This is a genomic window from Haloarcula sp. CBA1131 (assembly GCF_008728975.1).
Taxonomy (GTDB): domain Archaea; phylum Halobacteriota; class Halobacteria; order Halobacteriales; family Haloarculaceae; genus Haloarcula; species Haloarcula hispanica.
The window spans coordinates 605556-630440 of the sequence record NZ_RPCY01000004.1 but is presented as its reverse complement, the minus strand read 5'-3'; the positions used below and the strand labels follow the sequence as shown (position 1 = coordinate 630440).

At 54.0% G+C, this 24885-nt stretch carries 16 protein-coding genes and 6 pseudogenes; 8 read left to right on the top strand and 14 right to left on the bottom strand.

Annotated elements, in window-relative coordinates; genetic code table 11:
* Positions 1 to 115: 115 nt before the first annotated feature.
* Complete coding sequence (locus Har1131_RS20620) at positions 116 to 505, bottom strand: hypothetical protein (protein WP_151148397.1); 390 nt, start codon at positions 503 to 505, stop codon at positions 116 to 118.
* 106 nt (positions 506 to 611) lie between these two features.
* On the opposite strand from Har1131_RS20620, the gene Har1131_RS22865 reads away from it, so the two are divergent.
* The 5 genes from Har1131_RS22865 (at position 612) to Har1131_RS20595 (ending at position 3238) form a co-directional block, all read left to right on the top strand.
* Positions 612 to 1052 carry a hypothetical protein gene (locus Har1131_RS22865; protein ID WP_050036613.1) on the top strand — a complete coding sequence of 147 codons (441 nt, stop codon included), beginning with the start codon at positions 612 to 614 and terminating at the stop codon, positions 1050 to 1052.
* Positions 1053 to 1290: 238 nt separating this feature from the next.
* Positions 1291 to 1647, top strand: coding sequence for a helix-turn-helix domain-containing protein (locus tag Har1131_RS20610; RefSeq protein ID WP_050036612.1), 357 nt, complete (start codon positions 1291 to 1293; stop codon positions 1645 to 1647).
* 1 nt (position 1648) lies between these two features.
* Complete coding sequence (locus Har1131_RS20605; RefSeq protein ID WP_050036611.1) at positions 1649 to 1978, top strand: type II toxin-antitoxin system PemK/MazF family toxin; 330 nt, start codon at positions 1649 to 1651, stop codon at positions 1976 to 1978.
* A gap of 117 nt (positions 1979 to 2095) precedes the next feature.
* The gene (locus tag Har1131_RS20600; protein WP_151148395.1) at positions 2096 to 2920 is read left to right on the top strand and encodes an N-6 DNA methylase; all 825 of its coding nucleotides are present in this window, start codon (positions 2096 to 2098) and stop codon (positions 2918 to 2920) included.
* 63 nt (positions 2921 to 2983) lie between these two features.
* Entirely contained in the window at positions 2984 to 3238 is a 255-nt protein-coding gene (locus Har1131_RS20595; protein ID WP_151148393.1) for a hypothetical protein, read from the top strand.
* A 277-nt stretch (positions 3239 to 3515) separates the two neighbouring features.
* Here the strand turns inward: Har1131_RS20595 and Har1131_RS20590 are convergent, their stop codons facing one another.
* From Har1131_RS20590 to Har1131_RS20570, 5 genes and pseudogenes are all read right to left on the bottom strand, one after another.
* Positions 3516 to 4355, bottom strand: a complete 840-nt coding sequence (locus Har1131_RS20590) for a hypothetical protein (protein ID WP_151148391.1) — start codon at positions 4353 to 4355, stop codon at positions 3516 to 3518.
* 95 nt (positions 4356 to 4450) lie between these two features.
* Positions 4451 to 5329 carry a ComEC/Rec2 family competence protein gene (locus Har1131_RS20585; RefSeq protein WP_151148389.1) on the bottom strand — a complete coding sequence of 293 codons (879 nt, stop codon included), beginning with the start codon at positions 5327 to 5329 and terminating at the stop codon, positions 4451 to 4453.
* 516 nt (positions 5330 to 5845) lie between these two features.
* Complete coding sequence (locus tag Har1131_RS20580) at positions 5846 to 6613, bottom strand: hypothetical protein (protein WP_151148387.1); 768 nt, start codon at positions 6611 to 6613, stop codon at positions 5846 to 5848.
* Positions 6606 to 7070, bottom strand: a complete 465-nt coding sequence (locus Har1131_RS20575; RefSeq protein WP_151148385.1) for a hypothetical protein — start codon at positions 7068 to 7070, stop codon at positions 6606 to 6608. The genes Har1131_RS20580 and Har1131_RS20575 overlap by 8 nt, the downstream gene beginning before the upstream one ends.
* A 199-nt stretch (positions 7071 to 7269) precedes the next feature.
* Positions 7270 to 7398: pseudogene (locus Har1131_RS20570) on the bottom strand (ISH3 family transposase); the annotation flags it as partial.
* On the opposite strand from Har1131_RS20570, the pseudogene Har1131_RS20565 reads away from it, so the two are divergent.
* A pseudogene (locus Har1131_RS20565) lies at positions 7390 to 7533 on the top strand (ISH3 family transposase); the annotation flags it as partial. The pseudogenes Har1131_RS20570 and Har1131_RS20565 sit on opposite strands and share 9 nt — an antisense overlap.
* A gap of 233 nt (positions 7534 to 7766) precedes the next feature.
* Here Har1131_RS20565 and Har1131_RS20560 read toward each other — a convergent pair.
* Positions 7767 to 8456 (bottom strand): hypothetical protein, encoded by a 690-nt coding sequence (locus Har1131_RS20560; protein ID WP_151148383.1) that lies wholly within the window; start codon positions 8454 to 8456, stop codon positions 7767 to 7769.
* 125 nt (positions 8457 to 8581) lie between these two features.
* Here Har1131_RS20560 and Har1131_RS20555 point away from each other — a divergent pair.
* Together Har1131_RS20555 and Har1131_RS22860 are read left to right on the top strand one after the other, a co-directional pair.
* A pseudogene (locus tag Har1131_RS20555) lies at positions 8582 to 9405 on the top strand (IS5 family transposase).
* 296 nt (positions 9406 to 9701) lie between these two features.
* Positions 9702 to 9851, top strand: a pseudogene (locus tag Har1131_RS22860) (ISH3 family transposase); the annotation flags it as partial.
* A gap of 56 nt (positions 9852 to 9907) precedes the next feature.
* On the opposite strand, the gene Har1131_RS20550 reads toward Har1131_RS22860, so the two are convergent.
* The 7 genes and pseudogenes from Har1131_RS20550 to Har1131_RS22035 form a co-directional block, all read right to left on the bottom strand.
* Positions 9908 to 10345: an NUDIX hydrolase gene (locus Har1131_RS20550; RefSeq protein WP_008313763.1), complete on the bottom strand. Its 438-nt coding sequence runs from the start codon at positions 10343 to 10345 to the stop codon at positions 9908 to 9910.
* Positions 10346 to 12478: 2133 nt separating this feature from the next.
* A pseudogene (locus tag Har1131_RS20540) lies at positions 12479 to 13141 on the bottom strand (tyrosine-type recombinase/integrase); the annotation flags it as partial.
* A 59-nt stretch (positions 13142 to 13200) separates the two neighbouring features.
* Positions 13201 to 13680 (bottom strand): hypothetical protein, encoded by a 480-nt coding sequence (locus Har1131_RS20535; RefSeq protein ID WP_225308215.1) that lies wholly within the window; start codon positions 13678 to 13680, stop codon positions 13201 to 13203.
* A gap of 257 nt (positions 13681 to 13937) precedes the next feature.
* Positions 13938 to 14498 carry a hypothetical protein gene (locus Har1131_RS20530; RefSeq protein ID WP_146418217.1) on the bottom strand — a complete coding sequence of 187 codons (561 nt, stop codon included), beginning with the start codon at positions 14496 to 14498 and terminating at the stop codon, positions 13938 to 13940.
* Between the two features lie 182 nt (positions 14499 to 14680).
* Positions 14681 to 14923, bottom strand: a pseudogene (locus Har1131_RS20525) (IS6 family transposase); the annotation flags it as partial.
* 130 nt (positions 14924 to 15053) lie between these two features.
* Entirely contained in the window at positions 15054 to 16034 is a 981-nt protein-coding gene (locus Har1131_RS20520; RefSeq protein ID WP_146418216.1) for a hypothetical protein, read from the bottom strand.
* Complete coding sequence (locus Har1131_RS22035; RefSeq protein ID WP_191907525.1) at positions 16024 to 24801, bottom strand: right-handed parallel beta-helix repeat-containing protein; 8778 nt, start codon at positions 24799 to 24801, stop codon at positions 16024 to 16026. The genes Har1131_RS20520 and Har1131_RS22035 overlap by 11 nt, the downstream gene beginning before the upstream one ends.
* Positions 24802 to 24885: the final 84 nt, after the last annotated feature.

Sequence of the window (24885 nt, the reverse complement as noted above, 5' to 3'; positions counted from 1 at the left end):
CAGATTAGACGTATTGAAGACACACATCAAAATCCATTCTCTGAGGTTGTATGTGTGTGCTTGCAAATGATGCCTCAGCGCTTGATACCCACAGTATCGAACACCGGAGGGGTGCTTACAGGGCTGACGACGACTGACCGTCGCTTGTTCGTTCTGGAAGGTCGAGATCGCCGAGGGCAGCGTGCTGGCGGAGAACACACAGATGCGGGCAGACGGTCGTCGCCTGGAAGATTTCGTAGTTACACCAGTCGGCGTGGGTCCCGTTTGGATGCTCGGCCAGCGAGCAATTAACCGGACAGTCGTCGTCGACGGAGACGAAAAACAGGTCCGGGCGGCCGCCCTTCGTTACGTCGACATCGGCATCGAGGGCAGCGTTCCACGTTGCTGACCGGTCGTCACGAATCCGCTGGAAGTCAAGATCACGGGTGCCACTTGGCTGGCGGGATATCCACTGTTTTGGTGGCGAACACTCGCTAGTCGTGGTGGGGGACTCGGCTGTTTTCATGGTGAGTCCGTGTACTAACACATATACCCTCAAACAGCAAAAAAGTTGCTATAGAGGCGATACAGAGCGGATTTTGTGTTTCTCTAGTGGCTGATAGAATCCAACAATGAGTAGTGGATACCGACGAGGGAATACCGGGCCGAAAAAGTTGAAGTGGCGCTGGAAAGATGAGACTGACAATCGTTCTTTGCCCCAGTCGTGGGCCGACAACGGTCGCACAGAATCTCCCAAAGAGAACGAAGTGCAGTTGTACCCAATCCAGTGCCGGGCTGGACTCTTACTTGAGTGGCTGGTCAATACACGAACAGGGAAACTGCTCAGGGGCCCGCTGAGCGAGAAGCCGGGAATTCGTGTTTTGTACGTCACAGCTGACGGTGAGTATGCGGTCATGAGGCAGTTGGAGGCCCGCGAAATTGACGATAGCTGGAGGCCGCCCAAGCAGTTCACCAGCACCATCGCGAAGCATCTTGAGGAGGCTGATCCAGTTCCAGACTCCAGCCAAGACCACTATCGACGGGGGGTCGAAGACCTGTACGACCCGTTGTAGCCGCTGTAGAACGGTTTCTTTGCTCATGACGGCGATTGAAACGACCGCTCAGTGAGCGTGCGAATTGACCGCTGTGAGTCCTGTCAGTTTCAGGTGTTATTCAGAGCGCGTATGCATCACTGCTTGTGCAGCGAGAACAGAGAATATGATCGGCCGATACAGATGTTGATCACGAGCGTTTTTTGACGGCAATAATTTTATGACGTTCTCAGACAAATGCTGACATAGACAGACACTAATGCCAATCAGAATCGACTCCAGCGGAGGGGATACGCCGCCCGTTAAACCGGGCACGAACGCCCACAAACTGCTCACGGTGTTGCTTGACCATCCTGACATGGGGTTCAGCCCGAAGGAACTGACAGAACTGACCGATGTTCCGCATTCCAGCGTCCACAAGACCCTCTCCCGACTCCAAGAGAAGGGCCTCGTTCGGAAGGTTGATTCCTACTGGGCGGTTGCCAAGGACGTCGCAGCCTCGGAGATTGCGAACGCAGTGAGCCTCCAGCAAATCGAGGCCGAGTATGGCGACGACGCTTACGGTGACGATGACGAGTGGGCCGACGAAGCGCCGGATTTAGGAGAAAACGCGTAGGATGACCTACGCACAAGGCAGTGTCGTCCTCGCGCCAGCAACGTTCAAAAGCGGGGTCCGACCGTATCTCGTCGTCTCGAATCGGAACCGACCGTTCTTCGGCGATCGATATACGGTTGCAGTCATCACGTCGACCGAGCGGGAGACGGCAGTTGAATTGACGGCCGATTCGCTCACCGAAGGCGAACTGAAGACGTATCCGAGTTACGTGAGTCCGTGGTCGCTGCACGTCTTTCCCCACCAAGAGATCACCAAGCGTGTGGCGCAGGTCGACGACTCAACGATGACTATCATCGCAGACGGTATACAGGAACTGACCCGAGTACTGTAAATCAATAACGCTGGTTGGTGGTCACCCTGTACTGACCAGATCATTCCACAAGTAGAATTCCCAGAGCGACGTTCTCCGGCAGGCCAGATTTTGTGCCTCTCTGGTGGCTGAGAGAGCATGGCTTCGCCACAGATCGACGTCGACGAGATTGTTGCAACGCTTGAGCAAATTCGCCAGCGCAGGCACAGCGCGCACACGGTCTTCAGAGACTGGGTCAACCTCATGCTGTTCGCACTGCAGGACCGAGACGATCCGTATCTAGAGATTGTCGACGACTATCGCGAGCGTGGCGATATGGACCATCCAGACGGACAGCGCTCGGTCGACCTCTTCGCCAAGGCGTTCGGCCAGCTCCAAGAACGGATGGCGGCTACCGACGCCGACGTTCTGGGTGCTGTCTACGAGGAATACGGGATGTCCAGCGATGCGTTCGGCCAGCACTTCACGCCCCACTCTGTTTGTGAGACGATGGCTGAGATCGCCGGCGTCGGAGGCGAGAGCGATACCGATGATAGACAGACGGTCCTTGACCCGGCCTGTGGGAGCGGTCGAACACTGCTGGTCGCCGGTCGAAAGCAGCCAGACGCGCTGTTTGTCGGGCAAGACAAGGACCCACTGTGTGCCCGAATGACGGCGCTGAACTGCTGCTTCCTGAATCTGGATGCCTACGTTATTCAGGGCGACTCACTGACTGTCGAGTTCCAGCGAGCGTGGCAGACGTCGTACTCTTCGCTGGGTGGGAGCGTTCGCGAGCTAGACGACGAGGAGGTCGAAGAGCTACACGAGTGGGTGACCGACGCCTTCGAGAATACGGTCGAGGCGGAGAACCAGCCCAGTCCAACGCAGGGGACAGACACGGGCTCGGAAGATCGAACACCTCCCGTTGCGACATCTGTTCCGAGTGAGCAGGCCAGTCTGGGTGCGTTCGAGGGCGGCGATTGACGGCTGTTTTGTGTGCCCCAGTCAGGTGCGGGGCGTTCCAGTGAGAGCGTCCCGAGGAAAACCATGTCAGAAGAACCAGACACAGAGCCGGATGCGGGTCCAGACTCAGTTGAAAAGGTCGAACGAACGGACTTTGGGTGCAGTATGGAGGCCCGGATGAAACGAGGAACCGGGACGCGAGACGAAGACAGTATGACGGTCAAGTCGAAGGGTGAGACTGCCGAGGAGACGATTGCGGAGTTTTACAAGCTCCTAGAAGAGTATGAGCAGGAGATCGGTGGTCGGCTTCGGGATGTTCAGCCCGAGGGAGACGAGTAGAAACTCTCAGCAGTAGTCTGGTTATAGTGCGCACTTTTTGTCCCCATCTAGCTGAGCACAATGACTGTCGGTGGTATTCAAGAAACTGGTACATAGACGGCTCTGTGTGTGCGAGTGTAGTAACCGAAATTTGCCGAGATATACTTGAAGACCCTTCTGAACCATAACCCGCGCTCTTGTTGGTCTGAGGAGAGATGACCAGAATAGGGACTGCAGTGTTACTCAAGCACAACCAATTCATTTGATACCATTCAGCCGGACTCACATAGCGGTCGGCTCAAATATCGACCGTGATGACCTCACCCGTCTCAGGATCCAGTTCGGCGATTATATTGGGCCCCTCACTCAGCGAGCGGAGCTTACTGAACACCCTAGTGGAAACCCGCCAAGGATATGTATGAATGTATACGGTGTCGTGTGAATTGGTTACTTGATCGACTGTCCAAGCTATCTCACCAGTCGGCTTAATAGCCAACAGATTGCGTCCCGTCTCATACTCGTAACCCGCGTCTGCAGTCCCCTCTGAATCCGGGTCAAGGACGACGAGAGCAGAATTTGAAACTGGCAAACAATACTCGATAGCCTTAGGGAAACGCTGCTCAATCTCCGTGCCGACAATGTGACCACGGTAGTCTACCTGGAGGTCAAGCTGCGGGAATTCAGTGATGTATCCGAGGGCAGGATCTGGTGAGCGATCTGATTTCAGGAATGTGGTTCGCTTGCATGTAAGTCCGGGGTCGTACGCAACTTGGATTGTAACGTAGCAGTCCGTCGGATCCCAGTCTGAGTCTGGAGACGCCGGCGTATCACAGAACTGATTGAATCCGATGTACCCCTGAATACTATCCCCATGTAAAAATCGGATTGCCTCCAACTCAGCATCTGCTTGCCCCCGAAACTCGTGTCTGGATATGGTCGGCTCAAGTTGTGGTTCAATGTCTTGCCTCTCGTCAGTCACCGTCAGTGTAACACGAAACCAAGCATGTTCGTATTGACCGCGTGTCGGCAATATTTCTTTAGCGAGAACGAGGCTCTGTGTACCACCAGTGAGGTCGAGATAGCCCTCGTCTTCTTCCTTTTCTGCAGTCATGATGCCTGCCAGCTCTGTCTGTACCATCCGATTTGGTGTGACGAACAACGACCTAATAAATCATCAGTTAGAGCACCACTCTCAGAATTGTAGTCGTGAAGTTCAGCACCACAGCTGGTCACCTAACAGCTGTATGGCAACCTCGACTGCAAATCGTCGGGATCGGACACGCCGGCTTCCGTCTCAGTCCTGCTGAAAGACTCTCCGGTAAACTGGATTTCTCCATGGACAGCGGTCCAGTAGACCGGTATATTACGGTCATCTGCTCGGCTGAATACAGCACAGTCAGGTGCGTAACGGTCAGTTTGAGACGTCGACATTTGGTTGCTGTTCGAGATGATCACTGTCTGAGGACCAGTGGCATCCAAGATGCCGTCCGTAACGACTGCCTCCGAGCTACTACTCGTTCCATGATGACTTGCGATCAGGATATCGACACTCGATAGTTGCGAATTGTAGTCCTGGGCAAGTGACGCTTCTTGTGTGCCTCGAATATCCCCAGTGGTGAGGACATCGCCGCTGTCGTGTTGTACGTGCAGCACAATCGAATTCCGATCCATCACAGTTGAGCGAGGATTATTCTCAACCTCATCTGCGGAGCTATCGGGGTTGAGTACATCGACAGTCGCCTCACCAACGGTGAACCGGTCCCCTTCACGAACGGCAGCGGTACTCGTACTTGAAGTGACAGCGCTATTTAGGTGATTTTCAGCGTTGATTTCATTTCGAATGCCGTTGAAGTACAGATTTCGGACGACAATCGTATCATCGTTCAAAATATCATCAACATATGAAATATGATCAGTGTGGTTGTGACTCACCACAAGGTGATCGACGACATATTTACCATTGGAATTGGTTTCGAGTTGGTCGGTCAGTTCTTCTTGATATTCACTCCATGGTGTGTTGGCTATACGCGGATTCGAACCCGCACCAACGAGTAGCGTCTGGTTGCGTCCATTAGCGGGTACCTCAATCAGTGTACTTTGCCCATTAGCCATATCGAATGTCGTTGTTTCCAGTTCAGTACTGTCATCTTTTTCGTCATCGTCGTCTGAGTACTGGTCGTAGATGTTGGATGCCTTGTAGACATCGAGGGCGAAGTCACCGACAGTCCTGATCCAGAGTTTCTCGCGCTCGCTGAGCCGCCAGTCCTGTTCAGTTCCCGGTGCGTCGTCGATCTCCTCTTCGTCGGTAAGCTCCTCGTCATCCTTATTCTATTCTCAACACCAATCCCCAATTGCGGTTGATTATGGTTGTGGTTGTACTACTCGGAGAGATCGCAGGAGGGGTGAGGACTTTCGTGATATCGTGGTTTTAGCCACCAGATAGAGCTATTCTGTACGTTCAGATTCTATTGATCCAACAGAGCCCCTGATAGACTTGCTGTGTTGAATAGCGTCCCCTGAGCCACGGTGAGGCGACATCGATTTCGAGATCAGCGGCACCAGCCCCTGACAAGTCGACTCAAATCTCTACCGTCCGGGACAGCACCGCTATTCAACACAGCAGATAGACTATAAATGGAAGCTTGCGGCACTCGCTTCGACGAGATCCATTGGGATAAATTCTGAGGAGATGGCTGGTGAATATCCCTTCGCTCGTCCCAAGATCGCCAATGCGGTCGCCTCCACAGACATGATTTGCTTAACGACGTTGTCTGCGTCCATGTCCTGTTCGTGGAACGTGACCATCGACTTGATACCCGACTGGATAGCTGCCGGTTCGTCGTCGCGGATACCATGTGCAGTCGATAGCACTGCCCGCCCGTAGTGTGCGTGCGCGCTGGGTTTCTCGTCGTTGACAGTCTCCAATCCCGCCAGTGCAGCATCGTTGACAGTACCCAACACTGCGCCGGAGAGACACCAACCGAGGAAATAGCGGTCAGCCCATTGATCATCAGGGTCGCAGTCTTCTTCAGCAGCAAGCCGTTGCATCGATTCGGCGATATCGACGAGGGCGGATTCCTCGCCTGCCAGCAGTGCTGTGTACACTCCTTGCATTCGTTGGCGGGCGCTATGGACCGGCAAAGAGTCTTCAGCCGCACTCCGTTCATAATACGTCGTGGCGTCGGCAAAAGCCTCCTCTGCGGCATCTCTGTCACCGACTGCGAGTTCCAATATACCGATATTGCGTGCACTACCGGCAATACCGCTGAAGAAACTTGACAACTCGCGCTCTACCCCTCCTTCTTCGAAATTTGACTTCCGAAGCCTCAATCGGCGGCGCTTCTTATTCAGGAGATTTTCAGCCTGGTTCTTTTGATCCGAATTTAAATTAGTCATTGCTATCGTCTTCAGCTTTGAGGTCAATGACTGTTACTGCGCCAACTCCAATCACTGACTTATTACTAATGTCTGACGAGGCGCTACGCGGATTTGCTAGTGTTCGCGTGCTTGATGCTTCAACATCCCGGACGAATACCACCTCTTGACGTATATTCCCATTGTCAAGCGCTAAGATGACCTCGTCAACCGTAGAGCTGTCCAACTGACCTTGGCTCTCAAGTCTTTCTATACTATTCTCGATCCACTCCTCCGAAAGCTGTGGGTCGCCATCGTACGCATAAGTGTTGAACAACGAGATGCCAACTACATCAGTGCTACCAGTTGTCTTAGCCTCGACAATAACGTATTCTCCGGTATTTTCGTCGTAAGCAATGACGTCTGGACCGATCTCTGAGGCGTCTCCTTCGTCGAACCCGCCTTCAGGCCAGACGATCTCGTATCCCTGTTCTTCCATCAGCTCTACAGAGACTCAGTCGATCACATTGGCAAAGTCCCGACAGCCTTCAGCAACCGCTGAATCTGCGTAACCGATACCGGAGAGGGCAGCTGAGCAATAGAGCCGGTACGTTTTGGCCGATGAGGTCGCTGTCGGCGGCGATCCGCCGCCGACACGACGGTGTTGCCACCCACCACTGCACCCTGACGGGGTACAGCTACCGGAAGAACCGGTCGTCAAGTGGTTGATTCGCTGGAACAGACCTGCGGACACCAAGTGCTGTCCAAGCTGCGCGAAGCGTCATTTCGCAGAACTCCGTGAACGACCACTGTAAGAGGCGACGCCCCGCCGCGGGCGTCGCCTCTGGTCCTATTCGTTTGAGGAGTTCATCAATATGCTGTGTCGGGCAGCGTGGACAGCCCTTGCAGTGCGTCGGGCCGTCCCCGCGAACCGGCCACCGGATGACCGGTTCCACCGATAATCACTAGGCGGGGACGCCGTCTTGTGAGTGGCAACGCTGCCGCGTCGGCGGCTGATCGCCGCCGACAGCGGCAGCTCCCCTTCTATTAGCGTCCCTCGACCACTATCGACGACTCATCTCGACAGAACAGGTGACTCAGATCAGGTTAACTGGCGATGCTTTGTGAGGTACTGAGACTCTCCCTTTGGCCGAACCGTTTGTCGGGTCTTTTCGAAAGTACTATTCAGATTTCGCTAAATTGTATCTGATTTCCAATTACCATTGGTAATTATTGCTTCAATCACCTCGGGAAATTGTTCTTGTTTGAATTTGGCTCGTGCATCAAGAGATGTCCGCCTGATACGTTCCCGGTCACCGTTTTCGGGACCTAATCCGGCGGAGTCAGCCAGTTCGACGGCGATGAGAGAAAAGTCATCGAACCCGTCCTCCATCTGCCATCCAAGATCGTTGTCGATGGTCGCATATTGTTCGGCGGCAAGGGAATAGGAGTCATTATAGTTATTAAAACCAGCCACGAGCTGGAAGTCACCAATAATCTCGTGGCCCAATCCAATCTCAGCGGGATCGCGAAAAAGAGTATCTCTGACATCGGTCATGATAGCAACTCCTTGTTCACAGTGACGCTGGCATCGGTCGCCACAGTCAGCTAACCGGAAACAGAGACTGCCAAGAAGGAACTCTCTCAATGCCTGTGTAAAAAATAATTTATTTGCGGTTGACGCATCTGGTGGACGATTATCATCGGGTAACGGAAACGACTCTGCCATTCCAATCCGAGATGCTGCTACATAAAAAGAGCCTGCTGTTTCAAGGTAATCTACTTCTCGGGCTCGACGTGCTGCTCGGCGATACTCTCCGTAAGCTGAAGACAAGTCCGTATTTGTATTGTCACCATCGCCTTCTTTTTTATCAATACCAGTCATGTGTAGTGGGTAGGATCTCGTTAGTCATCTGAATAAATAGGTTTATCTAGCTCTGGTGAATTGCAAGACTGCAACGACTTGGTCCGTCACAACTAGAGAGTTGAAGCGGGAACGGCGGATGCTTCATGTCTAAAATATCCCGCTACACTGGGAAGGTAGTGACGTTGGCTAAAAGTGCTGTTGGTGGTCGAGGCGAATCCGCCGCCCCACAGGGTGGCGGCGGATTCGCCGACTACGCCGTCGTTTCGCTGCATTGTCTGCGGATTTACTTAGAGAAGTCTATCGCGAAGCGCTTGCTCTTCTGAGCGAGATGCCACAAATACTGGCGGAGATCGGCCTTCAGAAGGCCGATCCCCCTGATCACTTGACGCTAGTGAAGGTGTTTAACAGGATCAAGACGGCGGTCTGGCGAGTGATGCCGCGCCTGTCGGCGCAGCTCCACGAGCTATCTGGTCATGCAGCGATTGATGCGACGTTTTTCGACCGCGAAAACGCCAGCAAACACTACTGACGACAGACGAATTATCGTGTTCAAACGCTCAAAACCACCGCACTCGTCGATTCTGAGTCACAAGCTATTCTCGATGTTCACTGTACAACTGAGAAACGTCACGACACGCAGATCGGCTGGCAACTCGCCCGTCGCAACGCAGGCGAGTTGCACAGCTTCGCCGCAGACAAAGGCTACGACTGGCAACGGTTACGTGATAAACTCCGGGAAGAGGACGTAAGACCGCTGATCAAGTATCGGGAGTTCCGTCCCATCGATCCGCGCGTTATGCGCGTGATCGATGGGACTCTCTACGGCCAGAGAGCGTTGTCTGAGACCGTTTTCTCGGTGATCAAGCGCACGCTCGGTGACGCCGTGCGTGCGCGAAGCTGGTACCGTGTGCTTCGTGAAATCACCCTGACGTGTGCCGTCTACAACATCAACCGTGCTGTGAGCTAGGGAAATCCAACGCCGTATGGCGATTCACCACGGCAGTTTCAATCGAATCATTGGGTTAACAGGGCTACGGTTGCAGGCGAGTTGCGGCGTCGCCGTTCGCGGTCTCTCGAGGCCGGCGGCTCGTCGAGGTAGACGAGGACGTCAATCGTGAAGAGACCATGATTGACTGTACAGTACTTCACAAAGCTACTTGCTGAGATCTGAGTTGAGTGCGAGAGCCACAACTAACTAGTAAGATCGTATGAAGGATGTCTGCTTGCGGATGGTGTGTCTAAAACCAACAATCAGACGGTTCCATACACGAAGACCAGTTTCTTAATTTCCTCATCAATCAGCTTAACAAGGAAGCTGCACTCCGTCTCGGTGAGAACGCCCAATACGATGCTGAAGACATCTATGAGGTTTCGTCGGTCTCGGCATTCTATGCGAACAGCGAAGACGCACCCGAAACCTGAGAACGGATTCTTGAGGAACTCTATTCTCGGCTGTAGCTTCCTCGCGGTCAATCTTGCGTCCGGGCTTCTTCTGCGATGTCCGCAAACCGTTGGGTGAACTGTGGAACATCGTCATCCGCTACAATTTCATCATACGTCTTCCAATGTACCGCGGCGACTTCGTCTTCGTCTCTGACGTGCGCATTTCCTCCAGCGTAGCTACATAGCATCACGACGTTAAGACAGAGCGTATCGTCATTTATTTCGAATGTATTACTATGGATGAAATTGATATCGGTTATTGTTATTCCAACTTCTTCGAGGACTTCTCGACGAACTGTGTCTGTAAGGACTTCTTGTTCGAATGGCTCCGCTTCGACTGTTCCACCAGGAAATGCTAATTCTCCGCTCGCATGTTCTTCATCACTGCCACGCTCAATCAGCAAATACTGATCGTCTTTATGGACAACACCATCCGTATTAATAACATAAGCCGGTTTATCCATATTTTATTTTTGAGATTAGTATCACATAAACCAAATGATCTCTTGTTAGCTCTTATTTAGATTTTATTAATTTATAACGAGTGGGGTGGATTCTGAAAACCTGAACAAATTCACATGGTCCCCGGATATTGTGTGGATTGTGTTCGGTAGAGTGGGGGAGATTGACATCGAACAGGGTAATGTGGTTTAGTATTTGGTCTGTTTCACTGAGGTATCTGTAAATCAGAACCGTTCGGTGTCGAACCTGTACGTTGACCAGTGTAGTTGGGCGTGTTTAGAACTTCGAAATCTTGCAGGTTAGCGCTTGAGTGTGGATTCGATGTTTTTGACGGCGGCTTTGAGCGCGTTCGCGGAATTGACCGAACCAGATTCGCGCTCGCAGCGTGTCGCCGTAGCGTCGTTACAGCGAGTGGGTGACTGACTCGACGAGCGACCTGCGGTGGTACGTCTCGTCGTCAAATCGTTCTTCAATCCGGTTCGATTTTCTCTTCAACTTCCGATGGCAATCCGTCTCCGTCATCTGACACTGCCATGCACCCATTTGTAGCATGAGTTGATATATAGCATAGTTCAGAGTCGGCGTTCGACAGTTACCGAATCGCGTTCGGCAACCACCGAATAGGCATTTGTTGAATAAACAACTCTTTGATTGTTAAGTCTAATCCCACCGATGGGTAACTTAATGCTCGAACCAACTGAAAGCGTCGGCGAGCTCCTCCCATATCGACTCACGCCGCAACTGCCGGGCGCGGTCCTCGGAGAGGTAGTTCTGGAGCACGACCTCGGGTCGCTGCTGCCCTGCTCGGCCGCTTGTCCTCCAGGCCGGCGATCACCACCTCCAGTGTCTCGGAGTAACGGTCGTACCAGAACCGTCGGCACAGCTGTGGTGACGGCCGCTCTCCCTCGATGCGTTCCGGCAGATCCGCATCGTCGGAGACCTCCTAGAACCGCCACCAGATAGTCTGTCGGGAGATGTGCTCGCTGTTCGACTGCGTCGACGGGACAGATACCCCGACCACTCGTCCTGCCCCCTCATCTGGACGAGACGCTCCTCAAGGATGTCGATTCCGTAGAGGATACTCACCAACCACGGCCGTTCTTGCGCTCATCGAACTCGACACGTGGCGTGTCCTCGGTCGTGCCCTCAATCTGGTTGATGTGGAGGGCGGCGACCTCGTTCGCACGCAGGCTCCAGCCAGCAGCGCGACCACGAGCAACTCCTGCTCGAGACCGTCAGCCGGGAAAGTATCCCTCGATTTCACTGACTACCAGCCGGGGACCTACCGATTCGCCGCGATCAACTCTGATGATGACAGCGTCACCAACGAAATAGAGCAGGAGTTTACCCCGAACCTCCAGCTCGTTGAGTGGAAAACAGCAACCGAGACAGGCGCTCACACGCCTGAAAACGAAGTGGGTATCGCCAGCCCGGTATTGACTGTCGAAAATACTGGAACCGCGCCGGATCAACTAAACTGGGTTGGGTACGAATCCGAAACGTACACTGCAGAGTGGTATCCCCCGGGAGAAGAAGACGAGACCACGAGTATACCCCATGCTTGGTCGCCGGAAAGTCAACAAGAGTATCTGAGTAAACCACCCTCATTTAACAGTGGCGTAGAAGTGCCGGTAACACTCCAGCCAGGTGAAAGCCGACAATTTGTTGAAAAACGGGGGTCCTCTCTATTGGACTACGTTCGCCAAACTCTTATGATTTTCAAGATGAGGAAACGGCAGGTTGGTCAGTTCAGCAGGGGCTTGAGTACAACGTTACGATCTCAATTGCGACGAAGTACAGCGGTCTGAACTCCAAGACGAAGACTGTTGTTTGGAAACAAGTCGCTGAGGTCGAGTCGTTGGAAGAACAGCCAGAAAGTGCGTCCATCGTCACAAAAGACTCGAAGAATAGCAGTTCGTAACTTCTCCAAGGCTTTGGTATTTTCGAGCATACGCTGATAGAAACTGTGGGTGTTTCTTATTAGAGGGGCTAAAACTACGGAATTGGGCTAGACAGCGGGCGTCGATGAGGATAGCGAATTGGGGCTAGATCTCATCGCCGACGGGAATCCCGCTGACGAGGCTCCTAACTGAGCTAACCAACCTTTGGGGTTCTTGGCCGTTTTGTTGGTTAGTCTACTCACTGGAGATGATATCGTTTGCTTCGTCACGAGTCCGTTTCGCAGCCTCCTGAGCGTAGCCTTCGTGGGTTGTCTCGATGGATTTGTGACGCAGCACGTCCTGTGCCAGCTGTGGATTCTCGCGATAGATCTCCCGCCCGAGGCCACGGCGGGCACCGTGTGGCTTCAGTGGCTCCTCGAAGTCGTACTCAGACTACTCGCACAAGTCTGCGAGGATGTTCCGGGCCGACTGCGTGGTGATCGACGGCGTGGGATCAAGCGCTTTCGCAGCGTTGTCGAGTCTGGGGAAGACGGCCTCATTCTCGTCAGGTTCTCGAAGTTGCTTCCAGCGCCGGAGCGGGCGAAGCGCGTCGTCAAGGATCGGCGCAGATTCTCGGGTGCGGTTCTTTCCGAACACCTGCATTGTGCCAGCCTCTAGATCGGCATGACGCCACCGGAGGCCGTTGCGTTCCTCATCATCAGAAACAGCGACGAGCTCCGCGCTGCGAGCACCGGAGTAGGCGAGCAGGAAGACGAGTGCCTGGTCACGGTAGGCCGCCGTGCGATCGACGTCATCGCTTTCGCCGGCCTTGTCGACGCGGGCGGTCGCAGTAGCGTAGATAGCATCGCGGTCGCGTGTCGTCCAGTACTGCTGGTCTGTTTCAGTCTCGTCTTCGAGAGCGGGCACGCGAGATCCGTCGCGATGAATTATTGTAGACTTTAGATCTAAAATCGCGGTCAGTGATAGCGTTCCGTTTTCGCTAGCGAGAGACCGAGCTGGTCGGCGACTTCCTCACACTGCTGGCCCTCGTGTCCGCACTGCTTGGGTGGTTCCGTGACGGCCATGAAAACGCCACCTGAGTCGAGTTCTTCGACGTAGTAGGCCGGTGCCGACAGGACTTGCTCGCGACCGATTGCCTCAAGCGTTTCCGGACGGAAGACGTTGTACTCGTACAGCGGTGGTTTGGTCCTCGTCGCAAGGTCTTCGACCGTCTCATCTTCGCCGATAGCGAGGCCACCGCGGCGGCCAAAGCCCCATTGTGGATCGAGGATGTCTGCTGCCTTTGCGTGAATTTCCGCAAACCCTCGTCGGCGCTGTTTCACTCTGTCGATGTGGCCGTCGTCGGGGTTCTGGAGCGCGTAGATCCACGTCGTAAATTCTAAGTATGGCGTCGACTGGTGGGAGGGAAAGCCTAAACCGGTTCTATCAAATCCCAAATTGAGCTCATACCCGTCCATCCAGACTTCGACTGAGCAGGATTCAGCGGAAGTTAATACTTTGACTGCCTCTTCAGCGCCGGCACAGACGTATTTTTCTTCACCGTGGTCGGTATATGATATACTAAATTTATCGGCCTCGTATTCCGGACCTGAGTTTCGTGGTACTGCATCGAACAGTAATTCGTATGTTTCCACTGATGGCTCTTCATTGAATATATATGCTACTTCTATCCAGTCATAGTCCTCCATTGTCTCTATGATGTAATTACAGTTCCTGTGTTCTCATTAACAACCTTGATTGTGACCTTTGCTGTATCCCATCTATCACTACTCGACACTATGCCTTCCCATTTCTTGATTTTTGATTTCACCATACTCTTCTTGCCTACACAGGTAGCACGAACTTCAAGCGTATTCCCATCAAAGTCGATTTCTTGGTGATCGCGCATTGTACGTAGCTTCTTTTCGAATTGACCTTCCACTTTTGGGCCTTTATATCCAAACGAGGACTTCGATTCGATTATTTTCCCGGATTTCAGTTGGATGTCTAGCTCACCTTTAATATCGTTGCCGTCTTTGAGTTCGACACTCATTTTACGGATATTCTCTGACCCGATTTCGTCGGCGCGTCGAACTTCTCGCAATGCTCCCTTGACGTTGCCTGGATCCCCGGCGTTCCCGCGCGCACCTGCATCCACAAAGTCATCGACGGGACCGCTATTCAGACCATCGACACCTTCCAGATTGTCGGCATTGCCTCGTTCGAGATTGCGAGCTGCAGCCGTGCGGAACTCGTCAGCACGGTCGATATCCAAGTCGAGTACCCGTTGGAGCCCGTCGCCGTCTAACTCGTCAACGAGCTTGACGCCAGCACCGTCAGTCTCAGCAATGAGTTTCTTGGCCCGTCGCTGCTAAGTGCTGTCGAGGTTATCGACCTTTTTGACGGCCCTATCGATCTGGTCGAAGGAGTCGACGCTGTCGTCATCAGCCGCGCGAGCGACGGCTCCGCCGTCGGCGGGTCGCTCTGTGCCTCAGACAGTGTATGCACCCAGTTCCAGACTGCACCGTGAGAGCGATCGACACCCAACAATTCTAAGATAGCGACCGTCTCCCTGATCGACAGCCCCGCCGAGTGGAGACGCACCCCAAACCGCCGGACGGGTGTCGGGGTGCGCTCATTCTCCCAAACGTCTTGACCGTCCGTTTCCAACGTTTCGCTGAGCAGGTCTGCGAGTGTCATGAACACCTCTCGCTATGGCCTGCTCACTTCTCAATCTCTCAACTAGACAGTGCCGTGAACACTGTCTTGTCAGTGTCCAAATATAATTCAAAATATCACACATACCACTAAGCGGTTCCAATTACAAGTTTTACTCTGGTTGTATTTTCCATCTATCTTGAGTATCTTTGATAAAGATTGTTTCCTTCTCAGGATAAATCACTCTAACAGATGTTCCGTTATCATATTTGTCATCCGGTAACCCCTTACCAAGGTATAGTTGTACTTTCTCGTCAGGAGAACTTCCTCGCACCGAGGTAGCGAGAGCGTTCAGTTCTGCACCTATGTACTCTAATTTGATATCAACCCCGCCAGAATCCATCCATTGGAAATTCTCAAGTACCCACTCGATTGCGTGCCGCTCTTGCAACGAACTACACGCGGGGACCTCCTGCTCTGATGTATGTCGACCGTCCGAACCTTCGGATATCAGTAATTCTATTTCAGCCGGCTCAATACTGTCATATAATCTAAATACCGCGGTTTCCAGACGGTCGTGATCAATTTTCGAGAAGGGTGTGGTTTCCGGTTGTGAGGAGTTGGGCCCGTCCTTCAGGAGCCAGTGATCCGAGTGGCCGATGATACTCACTTTTTCTACTCGGGTAGGTCTATGAGTCTTTACCTGGCCAACTGTAATCTCAAGAGGTGTACACGGACCATCTGAATCTTTTTTGTCTTTATTTTTGATTAGTGAACTCCCGTCCGATTCGGGGAAATAATGGACGCCATCTGAGAGAGTGATACGCGTGCTTTCTGCTATTCTGACCCAACCCAATCGACGAGTGTCAACGTCTTCAACGGCCTTGCTGATTGTCTCCGCGATCTCATCGGCAGTCAGTCCATCTGAGTCTGTTAGTTTCCGTTCGCAATTCCCGTTCCGGCCAGAATCAACTATTCCAAATTCGACTGCAGTCGGGCGGACGAGATATCTGAACGAATCCAAGACATTTGTAGTCGTGCTTATTAGACGGTTGGACTGTCGTTTATTCTGTAGGTGCCCAATCGGTGTCTCGAATGTTATATCGAAGAGCGAACTGTCGTACGTGATGTAGTCGTAGCCTTTAGTTCCCATTGTTCACCTCCCGGTATGCATTTCGGATGGAGAATTCTCCGTTATCAACGACTTCGCCGTCATCATTGATTATCTTTACCGTCATGTCAGGGTTATCCCAACCAGATAAGCTCTTAGGCAATCTATTGATGTCTTCGCCGTTGCGCTTTGCTCTGATTAGTTCTTTGAACGATTCTTTCGGCGTGTCAGTTCCCGTAGTAGTCGGGTTGAAGTCGTCAGGGAGGTCGCCCTCAGCACCTACTTCAACGACTTGGTCATGGTCTCTCGATATTCCGTTGAATGAGCCATCAGCCTTGTGTATTCTGTCCTTCAATTCCAACCCACCTTTGAGGTCCCCTTTGACATTCTTTTGCTCCAGATACAGTGGTTTGGGGTTGCTTCCCCTATTAACAAGCAAATCTGGTCCCCCCTGTCCACTAGTTGCTGGCTCTACAGTCACATCTCCGTGCTTCTCGGCATAGTATTTCGTTCGACTGGCTTCGAATTTTTGACCGCGAATCTGGCTAGCTTTGGGGTCCTCAATCGTTTCCTCCACTACCCTTTCCGGATTCTTGATGTCTATATCATCATTGCCTTTCAATTTCTGTATATCTCGGACATCCTGGGCATACTGTGCGACATCTTCAGATGTGATTGGAGAATCCGTATCACTCGATTGCCGGACAAGAGCGTTTCGCCACTGCCTCATGTCGGCGCCCTGCAAATCAGCCTCAACGAACGAATCCAGCGCGTCCCCATCTGCCTGGTCTAGCTCGTCGATAAGCCTGACTCCGGCTTCATCAGTATCGTCGACTAGGTCTCGGGCTCGCTCTGCAGGTTCCCCATCGAGCTCACTGATACGGTTGTCGACTCGAGTAACCATCGCCGAATCCACACTGTCGTCAGCCAGGAGGTCGGCTTTCGTTCGGTCGTACCCGTCGATACCCCCGTCAGCTACCGCCCGCTGGACGGTATCGTCGTCGGCTTCGGCGAGGAATTCCGTGCCGTCGTCTCCGGTTGCAGCAAGGACGTCGTCAGCACCGTCTTTGCCGCTCGCGTCGAGGTTGTCGTAGCGCTTGACGGCGGTGGCGAGTTCGTTGCTGGAGACCTCACCTTGCCGGTGTGCCTTCACGAACCGGCGTTGGGTCGCAGCATCGTCCATCTTTAACAGAGCGTCTGCCGCCCGCCGGTCGGTGTCAGCGAGATCGTTCAGCGTCTTGCGCCCACTCGGCCCGGCGTTTCGGAACAGATCGGCACTCTTCGTCGCCGGTGCATCAACATCGGTTTTGCTGAGGTATCGTTTTGTCTTCGGATCAAGCTCGTCGAACTGCTCGGTGACCTGCTTGCGCTTCGGGCCCGGCATGTTGTTGAGCTTGGCGCTCAGTGTGCCCGTCCGGACGTTCGTATTTGGCAGCGTTTCATCGATTTTGCCTGCCTGTCGGAGGATACCGGGCCGCACTCCATTTGGAACACGGGATGGAATCGCCGAATCGACCGCGTTGACGACACGCTGCAGTCTGCGGGAGTAGCTGACTGCTTGAACACCGAGCGATGAACCACGAGTTACTGCTGCTGGGAGGACGATTCCAGTTGAGTATCCAAGCGACCATGCCCCACCGAATGTATTGTAGTGTTTTTCACCCCGGTCGAATGGATTCCGGGTTTCATGTTGCTGGCGGGTCTGGTCGGCCATCATTCCGGGCATTTTGGAGACAATCGCCGGGTTCGATTTGACCGTCTGTCCGAGCTGATGCATTTGCTCGGCATACTGCAGCGGGTGAGCGACCATTTCGACTATGCCGACGACTGATTCTTTCCCAACCGTAGTGCCCGCTGAGACGTACCCCATGAAGGAGATGAAGCCACGCTCTGAAGCTACAGTGGGCAGCTTCTCATACTCGCGAGCGGCCTGACCGTAGGTGTCTGGGCCACTGATGGTTTGCCGTTTGCTGTTTCCGTGAATATCGGTCGTCTCGATGTCAACCGTGGTGGGTGAGAAGAATTTTCCGGTCCCTGTGATGATCGTCCCCACCGCCCCCCGGTCCACGTTGAAGGTCCGGTCAGGGTATGTCCCCGCTTCTTCATTGACTTCCGTAACCTGAATCTGGCGCTTTCCGTTTTTGTAGATATTGATAGTGGTGTACCCACTGTCATCTACGACGCTGAATGAGACGGTATAGCTGGTTCCTTGAGCGTTGTTCGTCTTTACCGAGAGTGGATAGACGACTGGCGCAGAGTGATCATGAATCGCTGGGTCAGACCCTTCCTGTAGTTCCTTCTTATCAGGGATAGTATCGCCGTCAGAATCACGCTGTCTCGGGTCAATCCCACTCTGGTGTTCTAGCAAGTCATCTACGCCATCTTCGTCTGTATCCTTGTACAGCGGATCAGACGAGACTGTGACTTCCGTCAACTTATTAACTGAATCCCGACTCTCGTCTTTTGTTGCATTCTCATATCGCTCACCTTGGTCAGGACTTGTAGCTAAGTGTGCATTCCAACCTTCTTGTTCAGTTTTATCGGAGAGTCCGTCCCCGTCGGTGTCGACGGCGGTCGGGTCGCTATTGAGTCGATAATAGGACTGCTCATAAGTACCGGACTCGTTCTCTATTGAGAGGCGAATCCAGTCTCCGATCTCCTCACCGTCCGGTACCCCATCGCCATCAGTATCCGGGTCAGTTGGGTCCGTTCGAATTATCTCACCAGTCCCGGTTTTGAAGCCTCGCTCGATATGATCAGGCACCCCGTCACCGTCGGTATCCTGCTGGAGGCTAAGCCCTACGCGATCGATATATATTCTGGCGAAACCGTTCGTTTCGATGGAGAGTGTGGGTGTGCCCTGGCTCGGTGTCACAGTCGTATTTGCCCAGCTAAACGCACTCTCACCGCTGGTCTCGTTCGAGGCGACGATGGTGGACTCGTCTCTTGAGTTGACTTTGATAGAGGCTGTTCCGTTGTCAATCAGTGTTTGATACCTGACGGAAGCGGGGGTCCGCTGTGAGGCTAGTGAGGCAAACGAGCGCGTGATACTGCTCGTTTGGGCGTTGTAACCGAACGCACCAGGTGGGAGACAGTTCGAGTTACAGGGATTCAACGTATCCACGTCGCCGACGACTTGTCCAGAACCATCGGCGTTGAGATTTCTGTTTAGTGTGGCACCGATTGGGCCACCCTCTTGGCCCCACCAGTTTCCTTGCGCTTGGATTGGTGGCTCATTTGTATTTCTGATTGCCAGGCCGTTTCGCTGGAACACGGAATCGGTGATCGTTGGCTGCCCGGCTACAGTCGTCGGTCCTGGAACTGATCTGCCGCTGACGACACCGGTGGATGTATTCCGAATTGTCACGTGGCGCGCGTTTGATTCAACGATGTTCAATCCAGTACGAGCGCCATCGACTCGAACATGCTCTAGATCCCAGTCACTCCCCCCAATACCTACCCCGCCACCGCTGATATCGATGTTAGTTGCGGCGAAGTCCAACCGATCTACGTCTTCCGGCGACGAAGTTCCATCACTGATTCGTCTGAGGGCATAGTTCGTGTTGTTGAACGTACTATCTCGAATCTGGAACGTGTTCTCCGACCCGGTGAGATAAATACCACTGTCAGACGCGTTCCTGACAGCTATATTATTAGTAGTTACCCTTGAACCAGTGGACCGCAACACAACTCCATTTTGTACATCTTCAAATAGGACATTTGAAATTCGGGTGTCAGCACGAGAACCGTTCTGGCTAAGCCTGATTGCACCGCCGTTGTACTCGCTGAATTGGCTATTGCTAACGGACCATGAGGAGTCGGTTCCACGAGCAATAATACCAGCGTAGTCACCGGAAAACGTGGAATTCGAGACCGACCAGATGCCATCCCCACTTGCTGTGATACCGGTCCCATTGTGCACGACAATTCGATGAGCCTCCCAATCATTGGAGACGTCTACCGCGGAGATTGCGGTGTTTCCGCCCGACAGTTCGACCGATTCTATTGCCCACCTGCCGAGGGAACTGTCAGCTTCTATCGGCGCGCGATTTGTAGAGCTACGTATCGAAACGTTACGCAGTTCCGTCGGCCCGGACGATGCGGTTGATACGAGCCCACCTCTACTGCCAGCAATGGAAGTACCCCGAAGACTCCAAGTACCGGACTTTCTCGACGCGTCTATCCGGCCATCCACCGTTGAACTCGTGAAATTCCATTGCCCGGTGGTCATCTCTGCGGCAATGCTGTTCTGTGTGTATGTCTGACTGATATCCCAGGCCCCCCTGCTATCTGCCGCATCGATTGACGGTATCAGATTGCCGGCGAGCGGATTCGCCAGAGAAACGTTCTGCAGCGACCAGCTACCATAACTGGCGGAGGCATTGAGCGCTGTATCGCTGGCGTTTGTGACTTTGACGGTCGTTAATTGCCAGTCACCACTCGAACCGGCGGCAGCTATTCCGTCGCTATCGATACTCGTACCTTGGGCAATGCCATCGGCGTTCGCATCCACGGACACGTTCGCAAGCGTCCAGTCACCGTTACTGTCGGTTGCGCTAATACCACCGTTTTCAGCTGATATGTTTGCTCTACGCAGTGACCACGTACCGGATGACTCCGACGCGAGTACTGCTGGACCAGCGCTGAAATTCTGAACTAATTCAACATTTTGCAGCGACCAGTCGCCGGTGGTACGGCGGGCGTTTATCGGTGCGACGTTGACCGAAATCCTCGTTGCGTTCAGAGAAATATCACCGAGCGAATCCTTTGCGAACAGTCCGTATCGGTTAGCATCGATAGCGACATGATCCAAGGAAACGCTTGCCGTGGAAGGATTTAATTCGATACCGTCGTTATGCTCGGATTCAATTGTCGTGTTAGAGAGCGAAAGCGAGTCAGAAATGCCACGTGCTCTAACCTGACTGTTCAACTTACTGGACGAGACCGAGACCGACGAAGCAGACCTCATGTCGATACTCGGGCCCAGCGTGTCCGTAATCGTCGTCGAACGGATATCCCAGCGTCCGTACGTATACCGTGCGGATATCCCTTCAGTATATTTTCCTGTGATTGCTACGTTAGCGAGTGTGACATCGCCACTGGCTCCCTGCGCCCAGATTGCCTCGTCTTGTGGATCAATTCGTTCCCACGCCCTCCCATCCGGCATATACTCCTGCGTCCCAGCGTAATCAAGTACCCCGTTGATATGGACCCTGTTGAGGACCCAGTCGCCACGTGCCCTACTGAGGTAGAGCCCGGCAGTATCGCGAACCGTAACCGACCGCAGAGTTACGTTTGCGCTGGAGTACGCCGCAAAGATACCCTCTTCAGCGGAGTTGGAAATGAGTGTTCGGTTTATATCCCAGTATCCCGAAGCGCCTGACATCCAGACTGCAGCTCCAGTATTGCCAGTTTTACCAGTGTCATTGATATACACTTGATTGAGAGTCCAGTTACCGGACGCTGCGCGAGCGAGGATGCCCATGAAATCCGTCCGGTCGACCTCGACACGACTTAGATGCCAGTCGGCAGACGATTCGCTCGCGCGGATGCCCGTTTGCCCCCCAGTTGTATAACGACCGATGTCCGGTATTGTGGTTCGTCGAATGTCCCATGATCCCGACGACCCGTACGCATCGATACCGGTACGGAACACATTCGAATTGGTTATCGACCAGTTGGCAGCGGAATTCTCTGCTGCGATACCGCTGATACGTGAGTTGTTTATATCCCAGTTGCCGCTGCTGTTCCGTGCGTACAGTCCCTGATTCGCGATAGCGCCAGGTTGGACGGCAATAGAATCAGTTATCGACCAGTTACCCCGTGCGTTATTGGCGAAAATACGATCGATATCTGTCGAAACTACGTTCCACGACGACGAACTGTGGCTAGCGGCGAGCCGTCCGATACGAGCGTTTTCGACTGTAATCTCAGCCGCCGAACCGTTGTGTTTCAGTTCCTCAGAATAAAGGTTTTGGAGCCTGACCGACCCGTTTATCTCAGCATCGATGGTTATTGAGGAGAACCGTGTCGCGGTCGTGCCGTACGTTTCGGGCCCGCGACCGACTATCGTCAGCGGCTTATCTATAGTGAGCGAGCCCGACCCCGTCCTGTTGACGTAAATGATATCGCCCGGCTCAGAAGCGTTAATAGCATCTTGAGTCGAATTGAAGTTCGTAGGTTCCCGTGGGTCCGCCGACTGTAGAGCAGGGGCTCCGGTTGGCTGTCTGAGCGAGTGGAACCGCCCTGTCCCCCGCGGCGGCGCACTGAGAGATGCCATCCGAATACACCTCTCGTCGGGATTCGTCTCGATAGTGGTGTTATTGACCGCCGGTTTCGTTACGTTTGCTGCGATAGTCACGTTATCCAGGGCAGCCACACTGTCGGGGTACGTGGCGTTCTCTGAGATCGTCATATTCCCGAGTACAGTAATGGATGCTGGAACTGAGACGTTCGCGGCAACAGTAACGTTTGATAAGACTGTTACATTTGCTCCAATCGTGACGTTCTCGCTGATATACGTGTTCTCAACTGGGTTGGAGGAGTTCCCACCAATCGTTGCTCCTGGAGGAACCTCGACGCCTGCAGGGATAAAAATCGGATTAGTGATGGGTCTTGCTGTTTCACGACTCTCAGGACATCTGTCCCGTCCACTGTCGTCAGTCTCCGTCTGGTTTCGCCGAATGAAAAAGTCAGGATTTTCGGGTTCGTAGTTACCACTGGATGGCCCAACATCGCCACGTGTCCCGAGGCTCATGTTAGCCAAATAGCTCCGGTTCGCCGGTTCGTGTCCCACCGAGGTCACCGGGCCCAGCGAACGCGGGGCTTCGACATCAGCAACACTACTTGTGATATTACTCCCGGCGGATATTTCACTCCGGTTTTCGGGTTCGTCGTAGCCCGCGTCTTCGAGGCGAGCTGGATAGGCTCCAATCGGTTCCTTGTCCTGCGGTGAACCAACCCTGACCGAACCGTCCATTACCTCCACCGACCCGTTTGCATTCCAGTCCGAGAGCGAGTCAGTGCTATTGAACTCGTACGTCGATGACGGATTGCCGCCCACCCTATATCTCTCGATAGTCTCGTTTTGAACGAGTACGGTGTATGTCGAAAAGTGGGGTGTCTCGGCAGAAATTGTGTTATTCGCTGCATCAACCGTCGAGTTCAGCGAGATGTACGTCTGGAGGGTCCGATTATAACGGGCCACTGAAAGCGCCGACTCGGTCCGATTGCCAAGTTTTGACTCGTTGTATTGGAACGTGATTGTCGCGTTCTCGAACGAGTTATTGGTGGTAATGTCAACGACAGGGGCGACACGTTGTTCGTTGAGCGCGTCAGACGCCGCGATAGGATTGGTAGCCTCGCTGACCGAGATACCGTCCGCTTGGTTTCCGTTCCCCGTAACCGATATATTTAGATCGAAACCGTCGCTTGCGGTTGCCGTCTCGAAGGTCTCGTTCCCGTCGAGAACGCCGTCGCCGTCCGAATCGTTGTCCAGCGGGTCGGTTCCGATGGCGAGTTCCTCGTCGTCGTCCAGTCCGTCGGCGTCCGTGTCCGGCAGCGTCGGGTCCGTCCCCAGCTCGATTTCGCGACTGTCGTTCAGCGACTCGCCGTCGGTGTCGGGTCGGTCGACGAGCGTCCCGCGCTGGGCCTCCTCACCGTTGGTCAGTCCATCACCGTCGAGGTCGCCCGAAGCGTCGCTCGTGCCGTCACCGTCCGTGTCGGCGTCGAGCGGGTCGAACTGGTCGTTCCGGTATTCGAAGCCGTCTGAGAGCCCGTCACCGTCCGTGTCGCTCACGAACGGGTCCGTATCGATGGTGTACTCCACGTAGGTCCCCAGCGTGTCCTGGTCGAAGTCCTCCATCCCATCGATGACGTCGTTGTCCGCTTCGGTGTAGTTCGTCAGAGGGGACTCGCTATCGTTGTCGGCGGGGTCGGTCTTTGTGACGTTGCGCTCGTAGCTATCGGGGAGCCCGTCGTTGTCACGATCGTTGTCCAGATAGTCCGGCATCCCGTCGCCGTCGCTGTCGGCGGTGCCCTCCGTCCCGTCGGGGGCCCCGTCGCCGTCGGCGTCGGTGTCGAGCCAGTTGACCGTCTCGTCGAAGTCGACGTCGTGGCTGTAGTTCTGGCCGTCAAGCGCTTCGGTCCGGGTGGTGATGCCGTCGCCGTCGTCGTCGGTGTCGCGGTAGTTGGGCGTCCCGTCACCGTCAGTGTCTTTGGTCCCTTCGCGGATGTCAGGGATACGGTCGCCGTCGCTGTCCGCGTCACGGGCATCGATGATGCCGTCGCTGTCCGTGTCGATGGGCTTACCGCCGTTGGTTTCGGTCCAATCGCCGATTCCGTCGCTGTCGGTATCGGTGTCGAATGCGTTGGTGCCGAGCGCGATTTCGACGGTATTGTTGAGTCCGTCGCCGTCAGCGTCGGTCTCGGTCGGATTGACAGCCTGAACGTAGAGCCACTGGCCGTCGCTGACCGTGACTCGTCCGTCACCAGTGAAGTCGAAACTCGAACTGTAGTTCTGGACGGAGGCGTTCGTGAGATGAGCAAGCAACGCCTGGCTGTCGACGACGTCGAAGCTGCCATCACCGTTGACGTCCTCGAAGCGTCCATCACCGTTCGGGTCGGTCGGGCCCGCCGAGCCGACGACCGGGTCAGGTGTCACAGCCGTGTTTCCGGCGCCAGTGCCGATGCCGGTGTTACCCGCGCCCGTACCGGTGTTGCCTGCATTGCCGGCCTGTGTGAGTGCGCCGGCCGGAACCGCTGCGACGACTGGGCTGGTGACGAGCAATACGGTCAGGATGACCGCCAACAGCGGCCGTGCCTGCTCACTTACGAGTTCGATACCCTCACGAGTACGACTGTGACCTCTAGACATGAAGTATTCCAGTATTAA